19 protein-coding genes are annotated in these 21,518 nt (G+C 65.2%); 10 read left to right on the top strand and 9 right to left on the bottom strand.

The window, feature by feature from the left end:
• Window position 1 precedes the first annotated feature (1 nt).
• Window positions 2-982 carry a PDR/VanB family oxidoreductase gene (locus tag N2604_RS33405; protein WP_260372217.1) on the top strand — a complete coding sequence of 327 codons (981 nt, stop codon included), beginning with the start codon at window positions 2-4 and terminating at the stop codon, window positions 980-982.
• A 140-nt stretch (window positions 983-1,122) separates the two neighbouring features.
• Here N2604_RS33405 and N2604_RS33400 read toward each other — a convergent pair whose 3' ends face one another.
• The 3 genes from N2604_RS33400 to N2604_RS33390 form a co-directional block, all read right to left on the bottom strand.
• Window positions 1,123-3,084 carry a bifunctional diguanylate cyclase/phosphodiesterase gene (locus tag N2604_RS33400; RefSeq protein ID WP_260372216.1) on the bottom strand — a complete coding sequence of 654 codons (1,962 nt, stop codon included), beginning with the start codon at window positions 3,082-3,084 and terminating at the stop codon, window positions 1,123-1,125.
• 171 nt (window positions 3,085-3,255) lie between these two features.
• Window positions 3,256-4,116, bottom strand: coding sequence for a DMT family transporter (locus tag N2604_RS33395; RefSeq protein WP_260372215.1), 861 nt, complete (start codon window positions 4,114-4,116; stop codon window positions 3,256-3,258).
• Between the two features lie 69 nt (window positions 4,117-4,185).
• A complete protein-coding gene (locus N2604_RS33390) occupies window positions 4,186-4,722 on the bottom strand; it encodes a TetR/AcrR family transcriptional regulator (protein ID WP_260376363.1) in 537 nt (178 codons plus the stop codon).
• Between the two features lie 269 nt (window positions 4,723-4,991).
• On the opposite strand from N2604_RS33390, the gene N2604_RS33385 reads away from it, so the two are divergent.
• Complete coding sequence (locus N2604_RS33385; protein ID WP_260372214.1) at window positions 4,992-5,984, top strand: hypothetical protein; 993 nt, start codon at window positions 4,992-4,994, stop codon at window positions 5,982-5,984.
• Between the two features lie 12 nt (window positions 5,985-5,996).
• Here the strand turns inward: N2604_RS33385 and N2604_RS33380 are convergent, their stop codons facing one another.
• Window positions 5,997-6,362 carry a nuclear transport factor 2 family protein gene (locus tag N2604_RS33380; RefSeq protein WP_260372213.1) on the bottom strand — a complete coding sequence of 122 codons (366 nt, stop codon included), beginning with the start codon at window positions 6,360-6,362 and terminating at the stop codon, window positions 5,997-5,999.
• 357 nt (window positions 6,363-6,719) lie between these two features.
• Between N2604_RS33380 and N2604_RS33375 the strand changes: the two genes are divergently transcribed.
• Genes N2604_RS33375 through hemC form a run of 3 tightly spaced genes read left to right on the top strand, consistent with a single transcriptional unit; the run spans window position 6,720 to window position 9,994 of the window.
• Entirely contained in the window at window positions 6,720-7,310 is a 591-nt protein-coding gene (locus tag N2604_RS33375) for a TetR/AcrR family transcriptional regulator (protein ID WP_260372212.1), read from the top strand.
• 53 nt (window positions 7,311-7,363) lie between these two features.
• The gene (locus tag N2604_RS33370; protein WP_260372211.1) at window positions 7,364-8,989 is read left to right on the top strand and encodes a GMC family oxidoreductase; all 1,626 of its coding nucleotides are present in this window, start codon (window positions 7,364-7,366) and stop codon (window positions 8,987-8,989) included.
• A gap of 24 nt (window positions 8,990-9,013) precedes the next feature.
• Entirely contained in the window at window positions 9,014-9,994 is a 981-nt protein-coding gene (gene hemC / locus N2604_RS33365) for a hydroxymethylbilane synthase (RefSeq protein ID WP_260372210.1), read from the top strand.
• 550 nt (window positions 9,995-10,544) lie between these two features.
• Here hemC and N2604_RS33360 read toward each other — a convergent pair.
• Both N2604_RS33360 and N2604_RS33355 read right to left on the bottom strand, forming a co-directional pair.
• The gene (locus tag N2604_RS33360) at window positions 10,545-11,699 is read right to left on the bottom strand and encodes an alpha-hydroxy acid oxidase (protein WP_260372209.1); all 1,155 of its coding nucleotides are present in this window, start codon (window positions 11,697-11,699) and stop codon (window positions 10,545-10,547) included.
• Between the two features lie 13 nt (window positions 11,700-11,712).
• Window positions 11,713-13,359, bottom strand: coding sequence for an L-lactate permease (locus N2604_RS33355; RefSeq protein ID WP_260372208.1), 1,647 nt, complete (start codon window positions 13,357-13,359; stop codon window positions 11,713-11,715).
• A gap of 220 nt (window positions 13,360-13,579) precedes the next feature.
• On the opposite strand from N2604_RS33355, the gene N2604_RS33350 reads away from it, so the two are divergent.
• On the top strand, window positions 13,580-14,341 hold the full coding sequence (locus N2604_RS33350; RefSeq protein ID WP_260372207.1) for an FCD domain-containing protein: 762 nt from the start codon (window positions 13,580-13,582) through the stop codon (window positions 14,339-14,341).
• Between the two features lie 203 nt (window positions 14,342-14,544).
• Here the strand turns inward: N2604_RS33350 and hemE are convergent, their stop codons facing one another.
• Entirely contained in the window at window positions 14,545-15,579 is a 1,035-nt protein-coding gene (hemE, locus tag N2604_RS33345; RefSeq protein ID WP_260372206.1) for a uroporphyrinogen decarboxylase, read from the bottom strand.
• 106 nt (window positions 15,580-15,685) lie between these two features.
• Between hemE and N2604_RS33340 the strand changes: the two genes are divergently transcribed.
• Complete coding sequence (locus N2604_RS33340; RefSeq protein ID WP_260372205.1) at window positions 15,686-15,901, top strand: hypothetical protein; 216 nt, start codon at window positions 15,686-15,688, stop codon at window positions 15,899-15,901.
• A gap of 176 nt (window positions 15,902-16,077) precedes the next feature.
• A complete protein-coding gene (locus N2604_RS33335; RefSeq protein ID WP_260372204.1) occupies window positions 16,078-17,979 on the top strand; it encodes a diguanylate cyclase in 1,902 nt (633 codons plus the stop codon).
• Window positions 17,980-17,985: 6 nt separating this feature from the next.
• Here the strand turns inward: N2604_RS33335 and N2604_RS33330 are convergent, their stop codons facing one another.
• A complete protein-coding gene (locus N2604_RS33330) occupies window positions 17,986-18,204 on the bottom strand; it encodes a SlyX family protein (protein ID WP_197955420.1) in 219 nt (72 codons plus the stop codon).
• The gene (locus N2604_RS33325; protein ID WP_260372203.1) at window positions 18,194-18,952 is read right to left on the bottom strand and encodes a rhodanese-related sulfurtransferase; all 759 of its coding nucleotides are present in this window, start codon (window positions 18,950-18,952) and stop codon (window positions 18,194-18,196) included. The genes N2604_RS33330 and N2604_RS33325 overlap by 11 nt, the downstream gene beginning before the upstream one ends.
• A gap of 196 nt (window positions 18,953-19,148) precedes the next feature.
• On the opposite strand from N2604_RS33325, the gene ggt reads away from it, so the two are divergent.
• Entirely contained in the window at window positions 19,149-20,735 is a 1,587-nt protein-coding gene (gene ggt / locus N2604_RS33320) for a gamma-glutamyltransferase (protein WP_260372202.1), read from the top strand.
• A 165-nt stretch (window positions 20,736-20,900) separates the two neighbouring features.
• A complete protein-coding gene (locus N2604_RS33315; RefSeq protein ID WP_260372201.1) occupies window positions 20,901-21,515 on the top strand; it encodes a (2Fe-2S)-binding protein in 615 nt (204 codons plus the stop codon).
• Window positions 21,516-21,518: the final 3 nt, after the last annotated feature.

Genomic DNA, 21,518 nt, shown 5'->3' with positions numbered 1-21,518 from the left:
CATGCGCTTCATCGATACCTGGACCGCGGCAACGCTCGTCGCCATCCGCGATCTCACCCCGAATGTCCGCGAATTCCTGATCAAGCCGGATCAGTTCGAGGCCACTTCCTATCCGGTCGGCAGCCACATCAATGTCAGCGTCACCATCGACGGCCTGCCGGAGACGCGGTCCTATTCGCTGGTCGGTGAGGCCTCTCCGCAGGGCTTCAAGATCGCGGTGCGCCGCACTGATGAGTCCCGCGGCGGCTCGCGCTACATGTGGTCCTTGCAGCCGGGCGCGAGGCTCGACATCACGCAGCCCGCCTCGCTGCTCGCGGTCGATTGGAGCCGGGACAATTATTGCCTGATTGCCGGCGGCATCGGCATCACCCCGATCCTCGGCGCGGCGCAGGCGCTGGCCCGGCGTGGAGCGGATGTGACCCTGCATTATGCCGTGCGCTCGCGCAGCGAGGCCGCCTATCTCGACGATCTCGCCGCGATGCTTGGCGATCGCCTCGTGGTTCATGCCAGCGACGAGGGCGAGCGGCTCGATCTCGACGCGCTGTTCGCCGCGTTGCCGCAAGGCACGCTGGCCCTGTTCTGCGGCCCGATGCGGATGCTGGACGCCGCGCGCCATGCCTGGATCGGCGCCGGCCATCCGCTCCCCGATCTCCGCTACGAGACCTTCGGCTCCAGCGGCACGCTGCCGACGGAAACGTTCCGCGTGCGCCTCAAGGACTCCGGTGTCGAGCTCGAAATCCCGCGCGAGCGCTCGATGCTCGACGTGCTCAATGCCAGCGGCTTTGAGGTGATATCCGATTGCAAGCGCGGCGAATGCGGCCTCTGCGCCATCGACGTGGTTGACGTCGAGGGCGAGATCGACCATCGCGATGTCTTCTTCAGCGACCACCAGAAGCAAACCAACCGGAAGATCTGCGCCTGCGTCTCCCGCGCGCGCGGCACGATCACGGTCGACACGCTGCTGCGGGCGGACGCGGTCTGAGGCGCGCCCTCCCGGCAATTTTGGGACGGATTGTAGCCCGGATGGAGCGCAGCGAAATCCGGGGCGGTGTTGCTCCGGCGCACACTCGTCCCGGATTGCGCTGCGCTCCATCCGGGCTACGAACGATCAATTGCGAAATCCTACGCCGCGAAAGTCGCCCGAATCTGCTTCGTCTCCAGCAGCGCCATCACCCCGTCCGCGGCCACCGGCCGGCTGATCAAGTAGCCCTGCACCTCGTCGCAACTGATCTGCCTGAGATATTCGAGCTGGTCGGCCGTCTCGACGCCCTCCGCCACGACGCCGATCTGCAAATCGCGCGCGAGCGAAATCACCGACTTCACGATCGCCGCGCAGTCCGGCTGCAGCAGCATGTCGCGGATGAAGGACTGGTCGATCTTGATGCGGCTGAACGGCAGCTTGCGCAGGTAGGTGAGCGAAGAGAAGCCGGTGCCGAAATCGTCCAGCGCCACGGTGACGCCGAGCTCCAGCAGCGCGTTCAGGACCGTCGCGGCCGAGCCGTATTTCGACAGCAGCATCGATTCCGTGATCTCGATCTCGAGCCGATGCGGGGCGATCCTGGCGTCGCCGAGCGCCTGCACGATGGTCTGGAGGATGGCCGTGTTGTGAAATTGCGCGGCCGAGAAATTCACGGCGACCCGGATCTCTTCCGGCCACTCCGCAACCGTCGCGCAGGCGCGGCGGATGACCCATTCGCCGATCTCGTGGATCAGCCCGGTCTCCTCCGCGATGGCGATGAACTCGCTCGGCGGCACCAGCCCGCGCGTGGGATGCTGCCAGCGCAGCAGCGCCTCGAAGCCGGTGATGCGGTTGCTGCCGAGGTCGAGGAAGGGCTGGAACACCAGGAACAACTCGTCGCGCGCGATCGCGCCTGCGAGGTCCGATTGCAGCGCCTTGCGCTCGCGGGACGACCTGTCGTCGGCTTGTTCGAAGAAGCAGATTGTGCCCGGCCCGGCCTTCTTGGCGCGGTAGAGCGCGGCATCGGCATTCTTCATGAGGTCGAGCGGCGTGTTGCCGTCGCGCGGCGCCAGCACGATGCCGACGCTGGTCGCGCCGACGATCTGACGGCCCTCGATCTGGAACGGTTCGGCGAAGGCGGCGACGAAGCGTTCGGCGATCTCCAGCGCATCCTCGGGCCGCGTCAGATTGGCCATCACCAGCGCGAACTCGTCGCCGCCGATGCGCGCGACGTGCTCGGCGGCGCGCGTGCAGCGTTGCAGGCGGCTTGCGACCTGAACTAGGAATTCGTCGCCGGCGGGGTGGCCGAACTGGTCGTTGACCTCCTTGAAGCGATCGAGGTCGAGCAGGAGCACCGCGAATTCCTCGCCCGATAGCGCCAGCCGCTTGAGCGCCGCCTCGAGCGTTTCGTTGAAGGCGACGCGGTTGGGCAGATGGGTCAGGGGATCGAGCCGAACCGTGCGCTCGGCCTCGATCTGCCGCATCACGCGCCGGGCGAACGAGAACGAATTGACGAACACGCCGCGCAAAAGGACGCTGCCGTAGACCACGACGAGAAAGGCGATGAGGAGAAAGGCGAGATCGCCGTTCCGACCGAGGCAGATGGCGATGCCGAGAAAGATCGGCGCGGTGAAGGCGATTGCCGCGATCGGAATGGTGGCGAAGGCGAGTGCGCCGCCGGCCAGCATGCCCGAGCACAGGCAGGTGATGACGAGCTGGCCGCCGGTCGAGGCGTCGGCGAAGAAGGCGACCGGGACGATGCCCCAGGCGGCGCCGAGGATGAAGGCGTTGCGCACCAGCCGGTGCATCGCGCGACGCGAGACGAATTGCGGCTTGGTGACGCGGCGCGCCGCGTGCGATTGCAGGCCGAACGCGATCGCAGCGCCGGCGACGGAAGCCGCCCAGATCAGGGCAGGGATCCTGTCCGGCGACGGCCACAGCGCGATCGCGAGCACGATGGCGTTGCAGGCATTGGCCAGCATGATGCCGACCGAATAGCCGAGCACCAGCGACATCTGCTCGGCGCGGATATGCCCGGCCACGGCCTCGTCGGTTGCAGGACCGCCAAAGGCCGACAGATCGCCGGCGAGCAGCCGCGCGACATAGCTGGTCGTTTGAGTCCGCATTTCAGAGCCTAGCACCACGGGCCGTTATCTTCGGCTCGATCCGGAGAATTCGCCGCAAATCTTTGACGAACTATGAATTATCCCCGTTTGCCGCGCTGGCCGCGACCACTTCTGCGCGTTCTTCACGCAGTATCGATAACAAATCGATACAAATGCCCGACAGGCCAGACATCAGACGGGGCGAGGGCGCGGTCTCAGCTGGGTGATGGCGACCCCGGAGATCGCGAGCAGTCCGCCGACGATCAGCTTTGGCGTGAGTCGGTCGCCGAGAAACAGCACGCTCGAAAGCAAGGCAAACACCGGAAGCAGCAGACCGAAGGGCGCGACGCGCACCATCGAGCAACGGGCGATCAGCCAGAACCAGAGGCCAAACCCGACAATTCCCCCTGCGAAGATCGTGTAGGCGAGCGCCAGCCAGCCAAGTTCGCCCGCCGTCACAAGGCTCGCCGCTTGTCCATGTTCAAGCAGCAGCGACATCAACATGACCTGCGGTACCGTGAGCAGCGAGGACCACCCCATCAGCATCAAGGGATCGAGGGGGCCGTAACGCTTCGTCAAGACGTTGGACACCGCGAAGGCAAAAGCGGCGCCAACCACAAGCAGCAGCGGAATCAGGTTGGTCGACAGGCCCGGCTCCGCCGCGAGCACGGTCACGCCCACGAATGCAAGCACGACTCCGGCAGAGGTGGCGAGAGACGGCCTCTCCGCCAGAATGGGCCAGGACAACAGGATGGTGAAGGGCGTGGCGAGCTGGTACGCGACGGCCGACATGCTTCCCGAGCCGAGTCCAAGGCCGACATAGAAGAGCCCGAAATTCAGGCCGCCAAGGAACAGCGAAATGGCTGCAACAGGACCGAGTTGTCGATGCGTGGGCCTGTCCACGAACGGAACAAGCAGCAGCGCAATGACCAGAAAGCGCAGTGCGAGGAAGAAGAGCGGCGGAAACTCCGCAACGCCCACCTTGATGGCCACGAACTGATAACCCCAGATCAGGGGAACGGCGATCGCGCAGACGATCTGAATGCCAGACATGGCGCACGTCCTTTTAAGACCGATCAGTCCAAATATATGCGCAGCATCGGCGGAAGCGTCACGGAGTGATTACCTGACGAAATGGCCGATGAGAGCGTCGACGGCCGCTTGCGATGTGGTCCGTGCCGGTGCGGTCTTGCCGACCACGCGCAGCCCTTCAACGAAGCAGACGAGAACTCGGGCGGCCGCTGCGGGCTCGACACCGTCGGCCAACTTGCCGGCCGCTTTCGCCCGGGACAGCGTATCCGTCACCTTGGCTTCCATGGCCTTGAAGAAGCTCGCAACGCGGCGACCCACTTCGGCATCCTGGCCGGCCAATTCCATGGCTGTGGCCACCAAGAGGCACCCGCGCCGACCGTTGCCCCCGCTGGTGCGCTCGACGTAACCGGCCAGGTAGGCCTGCAGACCCTCGACCGGATCGTTTCCCGGGTCGAATTCGACATCCATCCGCGCCAAGGCATCCGCGATGTAGCGATCGAGTGCTCGCAAGAAGAGCGAATGCTTGTCACCGAAAGCGGCGTAGAGGCTGCCCCGCGAAAGCCTGGTCGCACGCAGGAGATCGGGCAGCGCCGTGGCGTGATAGCCGCGCGACCAGAACACATCCATCGCGCGTTCGATGGCGGCGTCCACGTCGAAACTTCGCGGCCGGCCACGGGGCGTCGGCGTTGGAGTGTTTTGCCTCATGCTGATATATAGACCGATCAGTCGTTAAATGGCAAGCCCTCGCGCTGGAATTGCCGCGCGCCGAGCTCCGGCGGATCATCAGCCTCCTATCCGGACGTCAACACCGGCGTCTGCGCCGATGTGTGCTTCTCGTCAGCGGATCGAGACGCCCCCCTGATCGCGTGATACGTTGCTGGATCGATCAGGCGACGGTGCGCCGCGTCGGCACGGATGCACTCGAAGATCCCGAGGGCCTGTCCATGAGCGAGCCTTCAGCCGACGTGTCGGCAGTTGTCGAGTACACGATGGACAAGTGGCGGATGGACCGCCTTCCCTGGGCCATGTGGGCTTGCGTCGCCGGCCTTGCGATCGCGCTTCACGCCGAGAGCCGCGGCCAGAATGGAGCCGTTTTGGCCCTCGTCTATCTGGCTCTGCTGGGTCTGGCGTTCGCAGGCTATGCACTGACAAGTCTGATCGGACGGTCCGGCCTGCCGTTGCTTCTGGAATTATTGATCGGCGCCCTTGTCCTGATCGTCCTCTCCACTCTCATCGTTGGCATCAGCCTGATGGTCGGCGGATCGAGCAGCGGCTCAACCTATGTCGGCGCCATGCGCAGTCTCTATTGGAGCCATCTCGTTAATCCATCGCTGAACGTTTTCGGCTGGATGTTGCTCTATCTCGGATTCGGATGGATCGCGTTTTCAGCCTACCGGCACTTCTACGCGGATCGGGCGGTCGTCTCCATGTCTCCCGCGGGCATCCATTTTCACAGGCCATGGCTCAAGGGTCTCTTCATTCCCTGGCAGGAGGTGCGCGGGGTGGGCCATCTCGTCGTTCCCGGCATCTCGGGGGTGCCGTATGTCAGTCCATACGCTGCGGCCGTCACGGTCGGTCAGGATTTCTATGAGCAGCAGGTCGCCCCGAAGCTGGGCTTCCTCTCGCCGCCCGGGGCCGAGGCCATGTTCCAGCCGAAAGGCGAGATGATGCAGGTGGTGCTGAGCAGCGCCGACATGGCGGTCAAGCCGGAAGATTTTCTCAGGCCTGCCGAGGCACGGTGGAAGGCATTTCGGGATCAACCGGCGTCGCCATCCCAGCGCGGCGGCACCGTCTTCTACGGACGCTGGTCGATCGATGGCTCGCGGTGGCAGGCCGTTCAGTTTCTTGCGCCGCTCGTCGGCCTAGCCGTAGTCATGCTGTACCGATAGGGGCATTCCCGCTCAGCGTCCGAGTTGCTTCGGATCGTAGAAGAAGCGCTCCTCGACGATCTCGTTGCCTCGCCAGGTCTGCCACGCGATCTCCTCCAGCGTCCGCGTCACGCCCTCGGCATTGGTGAAAGAGAATCTCCAGCGGCTGGCGACAACGTCGCCATCGATCAGGCTCGGGCCGAGGCGCACGGCAGTGACTTTCTTGAACGCCGCCAGCACGCCGCGCTCCTTGTCCGCGAGCTTGTCGCGCCCGACCACGGGCGCGGCGAGGTTCTCATAGGTTGCTGCGTCGGGGGTGTAGTAGTCGAGGATCGCGCCGACGAAATCCCCGTCCTCCAGGCGCTTGGCAAAAGCTTCGACGACCTCACGGCTCGGCATGGCGACCTCACAAATAAAACAGACTATTAGTCGGTAATTACCGACCGATAGTCGAAAAGTCAACTGGCCGCCATTTCTTCCCTGCTCCCCTTGTGGGAGAAGGTGGCATAGGCGGCCTTCGGCCGCCGTTCTAAAGTGGACGCCGAAGCGAAGCTTCGGCTATGGCGCCGGGATGAGGGGTTTCTCTCGATCAATCCAACTGGCATCTGGATTCGCGGAGAGAACCCCTCACCCGGCTCGCCGCTTGCGCGGCAAGCCACCCTCTCCCACAAGGGGAGAGGGTGCAGTGCCAGCGAGGTGCACCGCGTTCAACCCACTAGCTGGTCGCCTGGTTCGAATTCGACTAGACGAGGACCCATGGCGAAACAGGCGGAGCGACGGGCGGCGACATCGGAGGCGATCCTGACGGCGGCGCGGCGCTTGTTCGGGATGCACGGCTTTGCCGCCACCACCATGGACGACATTGCCGAAGGCGCTTCCGTCGCCAAGGGCGCGGTCTATCATCACTTCAAGACCAAGGAATCGGTGTTCGAGGCCGTGTTCGTCCAGGTCTCGCGCGACCTCGTTGCAGAGATCGACCGCGCGGCACGCGCCGAGAAGGACGTGCTCGCCGCGATGGTCGCCGGCACCCAGCACTACTTCGCAGCGACCGCCAAGGGTCCGACCGGCCGGATCATCCTGCGCGACGGCCCGGCGGTGCTTGGTTGGGAACGCTGGCGCGAGATCGACGCGCAGCACTTTGGCGGCAAGATGCCGCGCGCGCTCTCCGCCGCGATGGAGGCCGGCCTAATCGCACCGCAGCCTGTCGAGCCGCTGGCGCGGCTGCTGCTCGGTGCGGTCACGGAGGCCGCGGTCGCCTGCGCCGGACGCGCCGATATCGCAAAGGCCGGCGCGGAATATGCCCGTGCGTTCAAGTCGCTGGTGGAAGCGCTGCGTCTGCCCGCATGATTGTGGTAGTGACGAATCGGAAACGCCCACGCCAACAAGAAGAACAGTAGCGCATGAACGCAAATTCCGCCCTTGCACCCACAGATCCCGAATACGACTACATCATCGTCGGCGCCGGCTCCGCCGGCTGCGTGCTCGCCAACAGGCTTTCGGCGAACGGCAAGCACAGTGTGCTGCTGCTCGAGGCCGGCCCGAAGGATTCCAACATCTGGATCCACGTCCCGCTCGGCTACGGCAAGCTGTTCAAGGAGAAGAGCGTCAATTGGATGTACCAGACCGAGCCGGAGCCCGAACTCAAGGGCCGTCAGGTATTCCAGCCGCGCGGCAAGACGCTGGGCGGATCGAGCTCGATCAACGGCCTGCTCTATGTCCGCGGCCAGCACGAGGACTACGACCGCTGGCGCCAGCTCGGCAACACCGGCTGGGGCTATGACGACGTGCTGCCCTATTTCAAGAAGGCCGAGAACCAGTCGCGGGGCGCCGATCACTATCACGGCACCGGCGGGCCGCTGCCGGTGTCCAACATGATCGTGACCGATCCGTTATCGAAAGCCTTCATCGATGCCGCGGTCCAGACCGGTTTGCCCTACAATTCTGACTTCAACGGCGCGACGCAGGAAGGCGTCGGCCTGTTCCAGACCACGACGCGCAACGGCCGCCGCGCCTCGACTTCGGTCGCCTATCTCGGGCCTGCCAAGTCCCGCAGCAATCTCAAGATCGAGACCTCCGCGCACGCCCAACGCATCCTGTTCGAAGGGCGTCGAGCAGTCGGCGTCGAATACCGGCAAGGCGCAGCATTGCGCCGCGCCCGCGCACGCAAGGAGGTCGTGCTGTCGAGCGGCGCCTACAATTCGCCGCAGCTGCTCCAGCTCTCCGGCGTCGGCCCCGGCGATCTCCTGCGCCGGCACGGCATCGATGTGGTGCTGGACGCACCGGGCGTCGGTCACGATCTGCAGGATCACATGCAGGTCCGCATCGTGATGCGCTGCTCGCAGAAGATCACGCTCAACGACACCATCAATCATCCGCTTCGCCGCACCATGGCCGGCGCGCGCTATGCGCTGTTCCGGAAAGGCTGGCTGACGATCGCAGCCGGCACGGCGGGCGCATTCTTCAAGACCAGTCCGCGGCTGGCCTCGCCCGACATCCAGGTCCACTTCCTGCCGTTCTCGACCGACAAGATGGGCGAGAAGCTGCACGCCTTCTCCGGATTCACCGCCTCGGTGTGCCAGCTCCGGCCCGAGAGCCGCGGCACCTTGCGGATTAAAAGCCCGGACCCCACCGTGCCTCCGGAGATCCGCATCAACTACATGTCCACCGAGACCGACCGCACCACCAATGTCGAGGGCATCAAGATCCTGCGCAGGATATTGAACGCACCGGCGCTGAAGCCGTTCGTGGTCGACGAGTACGATCCCGGGTCGAAGGTATCGACGGACGCCGAGATCCTGGATTATTGCCGCGATCGCGGCAGCACCATCTATCATCCGACCTCGACCTGTCGTATGGGCAACGACGCGCTCGCGGTGGTCGATCAGCGGCTGAAGGTGAGGGGGCTCGAAGCCTTGCGCGTCGTCGACGGCTCGATCATGCCCGATCTGGTGTCGGGGAACACCAATGCGCCGATCATCATGATCGCCGAAAAGGCCTCCGACATGATATTGGAGGATGCGCGATAAATTCGCCCTGAAAGGACGTTCGACTTGGCTATTCGACTGAGGATCGGCACCCGCAAGAGCGCCATGGCGCTGGCACAGACGGAAGAGATTGCGCGCCGCCTGACCGCCGCCGTGCCCGGTCTGGACGTCGAGATCGTCAAGTTCGACACCACGGGCGATCTCGACCAGACCAGCAAGCTGTTGCCGCATGGCGGCAAGGGCGGAGCCTTCGTGGCGCAGATCCGCGCCGCCGTGCTGTCGGGTGAGCTCCAGGCGGCGATGCATTCGCTGAAGGACATGCCGGGCAACGAGGACACGCCCGGCCTCGTCATCGGTGCCACGCTGTCGCGCGATCCGCCTGGCGATGCGTTGGTGCTGCGCGAGGGTGTGACGCTGGAGGCGCTGCGGCAGTCGCGCGGCAAGGGCTTCAAGATCGGCACCAACGCGGTGCGCCGCGCAGCCTATGCGCGGCGGTTGTTCCCGGAGGTGGAGGTGATCCATTTCCGCGGGGCCGCCGACACAAGGGTGCGAAAACTCGACAATGGCGAGAAGCAGCGCCTTCCGGATGGCGGCGCAGTCGGGCCGGCCGACGCGCTGATCATGGCGCGCTCCGGCCTTGATCGCGTCGGTCTTGCGCATCGCATCGCTTACGAATTCACCGCGGCGGAGATGCTGCCGGCCGCAGGGCAGGGCATCGTCGCGGTCGAATGCGCCGCGCAGGACTGGCAAACGCGACAGATCCTGTCGTCGATCGACGACGCCTCTGCGCATGCCTCCGCCGACGCCGAGCGCGAGGTGCTGTGGGTGCTCAACGGCCACTGCAATTCGCCGGTCGCGGGCTTCTCGACCATCACAGGCGACCAGATGTCGCTCACCGCCTCGGTGCTCGATCTCTCCGGCAACACCATCATCGAAGCCTCGCGCACCGGGCCCGCCAACCGTCCGCGCGAGCTCGGCCGCGCGGTGGGGGTGGACCTGCTGGCGAAGGGTGCGGCGGGGATCATCGAGCGCAGCCGGCCGCGGTAAAGCGGAATGGCTTTAGGTTGAACCGATTGCCACGGGCTCGGTGCAACCTCTCCCGCTTGCGGGAGAGGTCGGCGCGTTCGGGCGATGCGAAGCATCGTCCCGCGCGCCGGGTGAGGGCTTTCTCCTTGGGGATTGTCCCATTGCGGAAGCACCCTCTCCCCGACCCTCTCCCGCAAGCGCAGGGCTATCGCACATGACTTGTGGCGGCGGCCTGCGCGCACGCCTCGTCCTTCGAGACGGCGCTTACGCGCCTCCTCAGGATGAGGCTAATCAGCGTCAGTGCTCGTTGAAACTGCTGCCGCTCACTCCGCCCTCATCCTGAGGAGCCCGCCCAAAGCGGGCGTCTCGAAGGATGGCCGCAGGGAAAATTCTCAAATGCGATAGCCCTGCCCGCAAGCGGGAGAGGGAGCGCACCTCCATTGGTGCACGATCAAGCCTCATCGCATCGCGCTTCAGGCTCGAAGCGATCAGCGACCGAGACGAACCGTCAGCTCCCGAGCGCCGCTCAAATTGATGACCGCCTCCTATCGATGGCCGTCGCGCCGGTGTTTCACGCCGCCGACTTGAAGCGCAAATTGGCGCGCGAGAGTTGGCCGATCGAGGTGCATCCCATCAGCTTCATGTCGCGCTCGAGCTCGGCCCGCAACAGGCCGAGGGCCCGCTCGACGCCGGACTGGCCGGCCGCCGCCAGCGGATAGAGATAGGAGCGCCCAAGGCCGACGGCCTTGGCACCGAGCGAGAGCGCCTTCAGGATGTGGGTCCCGCGCTGGATGCCGCCATCCATCATCACGTCGATGCGATCGCCGACGGCGTCGACGATTTCGGCGAGTTGGTCGAAGGCGGAGCGAGAACCGTCGAGCTGCCGACCACCATGGTTCGACAGGATGATCCCGGCGCAGCCGATCTCGACCGCGCGGCGCGCATCGGCCGGCGATATGATCCCCTTCAGACAGAACGGCCCGTTCCAGCTTCGCACCATCTCGGCGACATCATCCCAATTCATCGACGGATCCAGCATCTCGGTGAAATACCGGCCGATCGACACCGCGCCACCGCTCATGTCGACATGCTCCTCCAGTTGCGGCAGCCTGAATCTCTCGTGGGTGACATACTGGATGCCCCATTGCGGCTTGATCATGAACTGGAGCATGCCAGCGAGCGTCAGACGGAAGGGGATACTGAATCCCGTCCGCAGGTCGCGCTCGCGATTTCCACCGGTGATGCTGTCGACCGTCAGCATCATCACCTCGACGCCGGCGTCCTTGGCGCGCTGCATCATCGCACGGTTAAGCCCGCGATCCCTGTGGAAATAGAACTGATAGACCTGCGGCGTATCATGGGCCTTGCGCAGCTCCTCGAGGCTGACCGTGCCGAGCGAGGAGACGCCGAACATGGTGCCGTAGCGCGCCGCGGCCGCAGCGACGGCACGCTCGCCCCGATGGTGAAACAGACGCTGCAAGGCCGTCGGCGAGCAATAGAACGGCAGCGCAAGCTTCTGTCCCATGACGGTGACCGAGAGGTCGACCTCTTGCACGCCGCGCAGCACATTGGGCACGAGGTCGCATTGCTCGAAGCTCGCCGTGTTGCGGCGGTGGGTGACCTCATCGTCCGCCCCACCGTCGATGTAATCGAAGATCGGCCCGGGCAGCCGGCGACGCGCCAGCCGCCGGAAGTCGTGAAAATTGTGACACTGTGACAATCGCATCGCCAGCCTCCGATCAGGGCACGAGCAGCTTGAGCGGCCAGACATAGGCCTGGCCCAGCACCAGGATGCCGACGAGAACGACGAGCGCGAAGCTGTGGAAGAAGACGAAGCGCAGGATCGTGCCCTCGTGGCCGTACCATTTGGTGGCCGTGGACGCGACCACGATGCTCTGCGCGTCGATCATCTTGCCCATGACGCCACCGGAGCTGTTGGCGGCTGCCATAAGCACCGGACTGACGCCGATCTGTTCGGCGCTGATGCGCTGAAGTCCCCCGAACAGCACGTTCGAGGACGTATCCGACCCCGTCAGCGCGACGCCGAGCCAGCCGATCAGCGCGCCGAAGAACGGATAGAGCGCCCCGGTCTTGGCGAAGGCCAGACCGAGCGTGGCATCCGTGCCGGAGTAGCGCGTGACGAAGCCGAGAGCCAGCATGCAGGCGATGGTCGCGAGCGAATAGCGCGTCAAATAGAGCGTGCGCGCATAAATTCGGATCAGACCGAGCGGACCGTAGCCGACCAGCAGGCCCGAAATGATCGCCGACAGGAGAATGCCGGTGCCGGCCGCCGAGAGCAGATTGAGCACATAGACCGCGCCCTCTGCGACAGGCTTGGCCACGACCGGCGGCGCCTTCTGAACGAGGTTGTGCAGCCCGAGCACGGGAAACTTGGCGACCCAGATGCCGTCGAGCCAGCTCTTCACCTGCGGCGTGCCCCAGGCGAAGACGAAGGCCGAGAAGATGAGCCAGGGCCTCCATGCCTTGGCGACAGCCGCCTTGGTGGTCTTGCCGACGGGAGCCTCGTCCGCTAGCGGGGCGCCATAGCGCGCCGGCATCTCCTTCATCGCATGCGTGGGCCGCCAGACGCGCAGGAACAGCGCGAGGCTTGCCATGGATACCACCGCGGCAATCACGTCGACCAGCCACGGCCCATGGAAGTTCGAGACCAAATATTGCGGAACCGCGAACGAGACGCCGGCCACCAGAATGGCGGGCCAGATCTCGAGCATTCGGCGGAAGCCGACGAAGGCCCAGATCAGCCAGAACGGCACCAGCAGCGAGAAGAACGGCAGCTGCCGCCCGATCATCCCGCTCAGCTCCTGGAGATCCAGCCCGGTCACCGCGCTGAGCGCGATCACGGGCGTTCCGAGCGCGCCATAGGCGACCGGCGCGGTATTGGCGATCAGCGACAGGCCGGAGGCGGCGAGCGGCGAAAAGCCAAGCCCAATCAGCATCGCGGCAGTGACCGCAACCGGCGTGCCGAACCCTGCGGCGCCCTCGAAGAACGCACCCAGCGAAAACGCGATGAAGAGCAGCTGCAGGCGGCGATCGTCACTGATCGAGGAGACCGAGCGTTGCAGCACCGCGAACTCGCCCTTCTCGTTCAGAAGCTGATAGAGGAAGATGATGTTGATGATGATCCAGCCGATCGGCAGGAGCCCGAAGCCCGCGCCGTAGACCGCGGCCATTCCGGCCATGCCCGCCGGCATGCCGAACGCGAACACGGCAACGCCGAGGGCGGTCACGAGGCCAATGGCTGCCGCCCAATGCGCCTTGATTTCGAAGACCGCAATCGCACTCAGCAGCACGATGACCGGCAGCGCCGCCGCGGCGGTCGAGAGCCATGGATTGTTGAAGGGGTCGTAAGCCTGGGTCCACGCCACGAAAATCTCCTCGCGTTGTCCTCATCCGCCGCGGCTGGTCCACGGTCTTGGGTATCCATATTGTCCGATACCAGCCCTGGTAAAATTAATTTACCATGAATGTCAATTGGGAAATATTATTCATCAGGTATAGGCGGTGGGGAGGATGCTTGACCGAGGGCGCGAAAGCGCCATACTGCCAAGGGAATCTGCGCGCCGCGCCAAAGGGATAGGTGCCATCTTGAGCAACGTCGTCCGGACGCCGAAAATCGCGGAAGCGATGGCCGATCACATCGAGAAGCTGATCCTCGAGGGCGTATTACGGCCCGGAGAAAAGCTTGCGGCTGAGCGGGATCTCGCCGAGAAGCTGGAGATCTCGCGACCCTCACTGCGCGAGGCGCTGCAGATCCTCGAAAAGCGCGGGCTGCTCGCCACCACCCGCTCGGGGACGTTCGTCGCCCAGTTCCTGTCGCCGCTGCTGCGGCCCCTCGCTACGCTGTTGCAGGACAAGCCGCGTGTCACGGCCGACTATTTCGAATTCCGCAGGATTCAGGAGGCGCACGCCGCCCGCTTCGCCGCACTGCGTGGCACGGATCTCGACCGGCAGGCGATCCGGGATTGCGCCGACCGGATGCGAAAGGCCCACAAGCTCGAAGATCCGAGCCAGGAGGGTGATGCCGACGTGGAGCTTCATCTCCTGATCTACGAGGCGAGTCACAACGTGGTGTTGCTCCACGTCATGCGCGCGCTTGCCGACCTCTTGCGCAACAACATCTTCTACAGCCGCGCGCAACTCTATTTGCGCGAGGGCGTCCGCGACCAGCTGCTGGAGCAACATCTGGCGCTCGCGGACGCGGTGATCGCAGGCAAGAGCAAGGAGGCTGAAGCGGCTGCGGCCGAGCACATCCGTTTCACCTTCGAGACGGTCGAAGAGATCAGGCGCGACGATCTCCGGCTCGAAACGTCGCTCAGCCGGGTGAATCGCAGCGATTTCCTCGCCTGACGTGGCCTCTCTCCGAGCGCAGCCGGCTGCGGTAAACCTCGCCGAAATCACGATCTGCGATGATGCTATTCTGCGCCTGTTTTGCCCGACAAGTCAAAACGCACGAGCGAGTCATCTCCGCATAATGTTTTCAACGGCTTGGCTACTGTGCATGGGGTTGTTTTCGCACTTTTTGTTTTGCCGCGCCCGAAGGGGCGAAACAATCAGCCCCGCACGCGCCTGATCATCTGCTCGACATGGGCGATCGGCGTTTCCGGCTGGATGCCGTGGCCGAGGTTGAAGATCAGCCGCCCTTGCGCAAAATTGGCCAGCACGTTGTCGACCGCGCGGTCGAGCGCGGCGCCGCCCGTGATCAGCACCAGCGGATCGAGATTGCCCTGCACCGCGACCTTGCTCTGCACCCGCTCGCGGATGAAGGCCGGCTCCGCGGTCCAGTCGATGCTGACCGCGTCGACGCCGGTCGCCTCGACGTAAGCAGGCAGCAGCGCGCCGGCGCCGCGGGGGAAGCCGATGATCTTCGCGTCCGGCACCTTGGCCCTCACGCCCTCCACGATGCGCCGCGTCGGCTCGACCGACCAGCGCGCGAACTCGCTGGGCGGCAGCACGCCGGCCCAGGTGTCGAAGATCTGCAACGCGTCGGCGCCGGCGGCGAGCTGTGCCAGCAGATACTGAACCGAGTTGTCGACCAGCACGTCGATGATCTGCGCAAAAGCTTCCGGATGCCGGTAGGCCATCATCCGGGCCGGCGCCTGGTCCGGCGTGCCGTGGCCCGCGACCATGTAGGTCGCCACCGTCCACGGCGCGCCGCAGAAGCCGATCAGCGCGACCTTGGGATCGAGCGCACCGCGCACGATCTTCAGCGCCTCGAACACCGGCTCGAGCCTGCCGAAATCTGCGCGCGGCGCCAGCGTCGCCACTTTGGCCGGATCGTCCAGCGGCTCGAGCCGCGGGCCCTCGCCGACCTCGAACCGCACCTCACGTCCGAGCGCGTAAGGGATCACCAGAATGTCGGAGAAGATGATCGCCGTGTCGAAGCCGAACTTTCGGATCGGCTGCAGCGTCACCTCGGCGGCAAGCTCCGGGTTGAAGCAGAGATCGAGGAAGCCGCCGGCCTTGGCGCGCACCTCGCGATATTCCGGCAAATAGCGCCCGGCCTGGCGCATCATCCACATGGGCGGGATGGTCTGGCGTTGGCCGGAGAGAACGTCGATGAAGGGTTTCGTCGAAGACTGGGGCACGAATGGTCCTGAAGCGGGTTGTGCCTCCTGATACACCGCCGCGGCCCTCAGCGGAACAGGGGAACCAGGGTGATCGGGCCGCGTTGACCAGCCAATGGAGGAGATCATGGCTGAGACATTCAACCCCGCGCCGCACGACAAGCACGCCGAAGATCTGCGCGAGGCGCTCGCTGCCGATCGGCAATCCAAGCTCGACGACGGGCTGAGGGACACGTTCCCAGCTTCCGATCCCGTGAGCGCCGCGCAGCCGACGCCCTCGAAGGCCGACGCCGAGGCCGAGCATCCTTCGCTCTGGGCCAAGGTTAAGGCCATCTTCAGCTAGCGGCGTCGGGCGCGCCGGATTCCGATAGGCCCGCTAATGTCTTGTTAGCGATGCGCCGATCGCCGCATCCGTAGGACTACTGGAAAGGGCAGGAATCGCCGCGTAGTCCGGTAGCGATTTCAGGATTAAATAACAGAAGCGGCAGAGGTTTCCGAACGATCGGAGGACCCTGCCGCATGAGTGCTACCCAACGAGCCGGATGGAGCCGCCTGCCGCTGCGCGCGGCGGCTTTCGTCGCGCTGACCTGCGCGACCATCCTCGGCGTCAGCGGTTGGGGTGAATGGACGGCACGCGATGCGGTGCTCAAGGACGCCGAGATGGAGATGGCGAACGTTGCGCGTTCGCTGACCCAGCATGCCGAGGACAGCCTCGATCTCCTGGATTCCGGCGTGGTCGGCGTGGTCAGCCGGCTGGAGATGGACGGCACTGCGCCGGCCACGATCGCGAAGCTGCGCACCTTGCTGGACGTGCGCAAGAAGGCGATCGCGCGCATCCACAGCCTCGCCATCATCGATGATCAGGGCAACTGGCTGACCTCTCCCGGTACGATCCGGACGACCTTCAGCGACGATGCCTTCTTCCGATATCACCAGCTCTCGCCCAAGCGCGAGGCCCATGTCGGCCGTCCCGTAAAGAGTCTGCTGGACGGCGAATGGGTCGTGACCCTGTCACGCCGCTTCAACAAGCCGGACGGCAGCTTCGGCGGCGTGGTGCTCGCGACCATCAGCTCGAAATACCTGTCGCACTTCTACGAGCAGTTCGAGATCGGCCGCAACAGCTCCGTGTCGCTGGCGCATGGCGACGGCCTGATCATCGCGCGCAATCCCAGCAACGAGACATTCGTCGGGCGCAGCGTCGCCGACAAGCCGTTGTTCCGCGAGCCGAGCCTGCAACGGCCGAGCGGCGCCCACCATTTCACGTCGCCGCTGGACGGCGCCGAACGCGTCAGCTTCTTCAATCGCAGCAGCCGCTTCCCGCTCCTCCTGCTCGCCACCGTCGACAAGGTCGAGTTGCTCGCGCCCTGGCGCACGGCGGCAATCTCGCGCATGCTCTACGTGCTCGCGCCGGTGATGCTGATCGCGGTCATCGGCGGCGTGCTGGTGCGGCAGTTGCAGCGCGGCCAGCGCATGGCCGTCGCGCTGGCCGAGACGGAGGCGCATTTCCGCCTGCTGGCCGAAGGCTCCAGCGATATGGTGACCCGCATCGGCCTCGATGAGCGGCTGCGCTATGTCTCGCCCTCGTCGGTCCGCGTCGTCGGCTGGCGTCCAAATCAGCTGATCGGTTCGCCGGCCCTCGCGGGTGTCAATCCGGAGGATCTGCCGGAGGTCCAGGCGATCGTCGATGCCATGAAGCGCGGCGAGAAGGAGGAGGCGCGTCTCACCTACCGCAACTCGCACCGGCAGAACGGCGAAATCTGGCTGGAATCGACCATGCGGGTTACGCGCAAGGACGATGGCCGCGTCGACGGCGTGGTCGCGATCTCCCGCGACATCACGGAGCACAAGAAGCTGGAAACGAGGCTCGAGACGCTGGCGATCGAGGACAGCCTCACCGGCCTTGCCAATCGCCGCCGCTTCGACGAGCGTCTGAAGGAGGAATGGGCGCGTTCCTATCGCGACCGCTCCAGCCTTGCTTTGCTGATGATCGATGTCGACCACTTCAAGGCCTACAACGATGAATACGGCCATCCCGCGGGCGATGCGTGCCTGCGCCTGATCGCAAAGATCATCGCGGCCGAGGCGCAGCGCGCCGGCGATCTGGCGGCGCGTTATGGCGGTGAGGAATTCACCATGCTGCTGCCGAACATCGACGCCGCCGGCTGCGCCCGGGTCGGCGAACGGATCCGCAACGCCATTCACGAGGCCGGCCTCGCGCATGGCAGCAACCTGGCGGCCGGATGCGTCACCGCCTCGCTTGGCGGCGCAGCCTGCCGGCCGGCGTTCGAACGAACCGCGGGCGTCTCTGCGCTGGTCGAAGCTGCCGACCGGGCACTCTATGCCGCCAAGGCGGCAGGCCGCAACCGCCTGGTGATGTCCGGCGAGGTCATGGACCTGCTGCCCAAGGCGTCCGGCCAGTAACACCGCTCAATAGTGCGGCGGAGGCTCGTTGGCAGGCCCTGGCGCATTTGCCTCGGCCTCCTGCAGCCGAGCATTGAGCTCGGCGATCTGCCGCGTCAGCCTGTCGATCTGCTTCCATTGTGCGGTGATGGTCTGGTTCAACGTCTCGATCGTGTCGTCCTGGTAGGCGAGGCGCGTCTCCAGCGTGTCGATGCGCTCGCTCAGCGTCTTGATCTCATTCGTCACGCGTTACGTCCTTGTTTCGCTCGCGCAAACCGTGGCCGAGCGCCACGCGCTCGTCGAACACGAAGCATTCGCCGCGCCAGCGGCTCTCCGCCTCCGGCACCTCCTCCAGATATCTGAGGATGCCGCCCTTGAGGTGACAGACCTCGGCAAAGCCCCGCGCGAGCAGATGCGCGCTCGCCTTCTCGCAGCGAATGCCGCCGGTGCAGAACATCGCGATCCTGCGGTGCCGTGCCGGATCGAGCCGCTCGGCGGCAAAGTCCTTGAACTGGCCGAAGCTCTTGATGCCGGGATCGACTGCGCCCTCGAACGTTCCCATCGCCACCTCGAAGGCGTTGCGAGTATCGAGCACGAGCGTGTCGGGTGCCGCGATCAGCGCGTTCCATTCGCGCGCATCGACATAGGTGCCGACCTGGCGTGTCGGATCGGCGGCTGCATCGCCCAGCGTGACGATCTCCTTCTTCAGCCGCACCTTCAGCCGTCCGAACGGCATCGCCTCCGCAGCGGAGAATTTCAATTCGAGATTGTTCAGCCTGCCGCCGAACATGTCGCCGTGTGCGAGCTCACGAGCGAAGGCGTCGATCGCCTCCGGTGCGCCGGCGACCGTGCCGTTGATGCCCTCCTGCGCCAGCAACACGCTGCCCTTCAGCCCAAGGCCGGCGCAGCAGGCGCGCAGCGGCTCGCGCAGCTCGCGGTAATCCGGGAGGGCGACGAATTGATAGAAGGCGCAGACCTTGTAAGCCGTATTCATGGCCGCTCGTTTAGCAGGCGGCCCGCGCCCGGAAAACCCGCATCGCGGAAGCCGGAGAAGGGTCCATACGCCCAGCGGATAGCTGCCATTTTCCTGGTATGCCAGCATTGCCCCGCCGGGCGGGAATGTGTCATGTAGACGCGGTTTTCGAGATGGCGCGCCCATCGCGCCGACGGCCAAGAGAGCAAGACATTCGATGAGAAACTTCCATTTCCCCGGCAGGTCCACGGTTCACGCCACCAATGCGATGGTGGCGACCTCGCATCCGCAGGCCTCGCTCGCCGCGATCGAGGTGCTGCGCGAGGGCGGCACCGCGGTGGACGCGGCGGTCGCCGGTTCGGCCCTGCTCGGCGTGATCGAGCCGCAGTCGACCGGTATCGGCGGCGATTGCTTTGCGCTGATCCAGCCGCGCGGCGAGGGCAAGATCGTCGCCTATAACGGCTCCGGCCGCGCGCCGAAGGCGGCGAATGCCGACTGGTATCTCGAACGCAAGATCAACTCGGTGCCGCTGACCTCGGCGCATGCGGTATCGATCCCCGGCGTGATCGACGCCTTCGCGACCGTGCTGCGCGACCACGGCAAGTTCGGTTTCGACCGGCTGCTCCAGCCCGCGATCAAGGCGGCCGAGGAAGGCTATGTCGTCGCGCCCCGCATCGCCTTCGACTGGAAGAACCAGTTCGAGAAGCTGAAGAACGGCACCAACACCGTGCGCTATTTGTTGCCGGGCGGCCGGCCGCCGGTGGCCGGCGACGTCATTCGCCAGGCCGAGCTCGGCAAGACGCTGCGCGCGATCGCCAAGGACGGCCGCGACGCCTTCTACAAGGGCGAGATCGCGGAGGACATGGTCGAGACCCTCAGGGGCATCGGCAGCCTGCACACGCTCGACGATTTCGCCGCGCACACCACGGAAGTGACCACGCCGATCGGCACAATGTACAAGGGCTACGACGTCTGGCAGTGCCCGCCGAACGGCCCGGGCGTCACCGCGCTCTTGATGCTCAACATCCTGTCGCGCTTCGATCTGACCAAGTACGCGCCCGTGAGCGTCGAGCGCTTCCATCTCGAGGCGGAAGCGGCACGCATCGCCTACATGAACCGCGAGATGCATGTCGCCTCGCCCGAGCACATGAAGATCAACGTCGCCGAGATGCTCGAGAAGGGCTTTGCCGACGAGTACATCAGCAAGATCCGCATGGACGGCATGCTCGACCTGCCGAACGTCGCGCCGCCGATGAATCCCTCGACCATCTACATCACGGTCGTGGACAAGGACCGCAACGTCTGCTCGTTCATCAACTCGGTTGCGCATTCCTTCGGCTCGGCGATCGTCTCGAACAAGACCGGTGTCTTGTTCCAGAACCGCGCCGGCGGCTTCCGCATCCAGCCCGGGCATCCCAACTGCATCGAAGGCGGCAAGCGCCCGCTGCACACGATCATGCCGGGCCTGCTCACCAAGGACGGCCGTTCCACGATGTCGTATGCGGTGATGGGCGGCCAGTACCAGCCGACCGGCCAGACTCATCTCCTGACCAACATCCTCGACTACGGCTGCGACGTGCAGCAGGCGATCGATATGCCGCGCGGCCTGCACTACGAGGGCCAGTATCAGCTCGAGGACAGCGTTCCGGCGGCCATCGTCGAAGGCCTGAAGAAGCTCGGCCACAAGACCACCAGCGTGGTCGGCCCGCTCGGCGGCGCCCAGGCGATCTGGATCGATTGGGACAAGGGCACGCTCACCGGCGGCTCCGATCCGCGCAAGGACGGCTGCGCGCTGGGTTATTGATCGCCCGCAGTTCCCCGCGCGAGATCAGGAAAAGTTGACGAAGGGCGGCGCGGCATTTGCTGCGCCGCCCTTATCTCGTCCGGAACTGCGCCCATCGCTCCAGGTTAAGGGGCGATGAGCGGTGCAGGCGTGCGCTGCTTTGCAGATCAGCGGCGGAGGCCTGTCATGCCCGACAAACCAGGTTCCAGATCATCCGGATTCGACCGACGCGCTTTCATGGCCGGCGCGGCTGGCAGCGCGCTGATCCCGATGACGGCGCGCGCGGCGTCGGAGGACGCGCCGGCACCAGCGGCGCGGGATCCGTCGCTTCCCGTCGAGGTCACGCTGCACGTCAACGGCAAGGACAAGCGCCTGACCATCGATGTGCGCACCACGGTGCTCGATGCCTTACGCGAACATCTCAAGCTTACCGGCAGCAAGAAGGGCTGTGACCACGGCCAGTGCGGCGCCTGCACGGTGCTGATCGACGATCGTCGCGTGGTGTCGTGCCTGACACTGGCACTCGCCGCCGAGGGGCAGGAGATCACGACCGTCGAGGGCCTCGCCACCGACGACCGCCTGCATCCGATGCAGCAGGCCTTTATCGACAACGATGCGTTCCAGTGCGGCTATTGCACGCCCGGTCAGATCATGTCGGCGATCGCTTGCGTGAAGGAGGGCCATGCCGGCACCGAGGCCGACATCCGCGAATACATGAGCGGCAATATCTGCCGCTGCGCCGCCTATCCCAACATCGTCGCCGCCGTGAAGCAGGCCGCGCCCGAGATCATGAAAGGTTAGGCG

It is taken from the genome of Bradyrhizobium sp. CB1015 (genome assembly GCF_025200925.1).
Classification (GTDB): Bacteria; Pseudomonadota; Alphaproteobacteria; order Rhizobiales; family Xanthobacteraceae; genus Bradyrhizobium.
The sequence above is the reverse complement of the archived record's forward strand: the minus strand, read 5'-3'. Positions and strand labels throughout refer to the sequence as shown.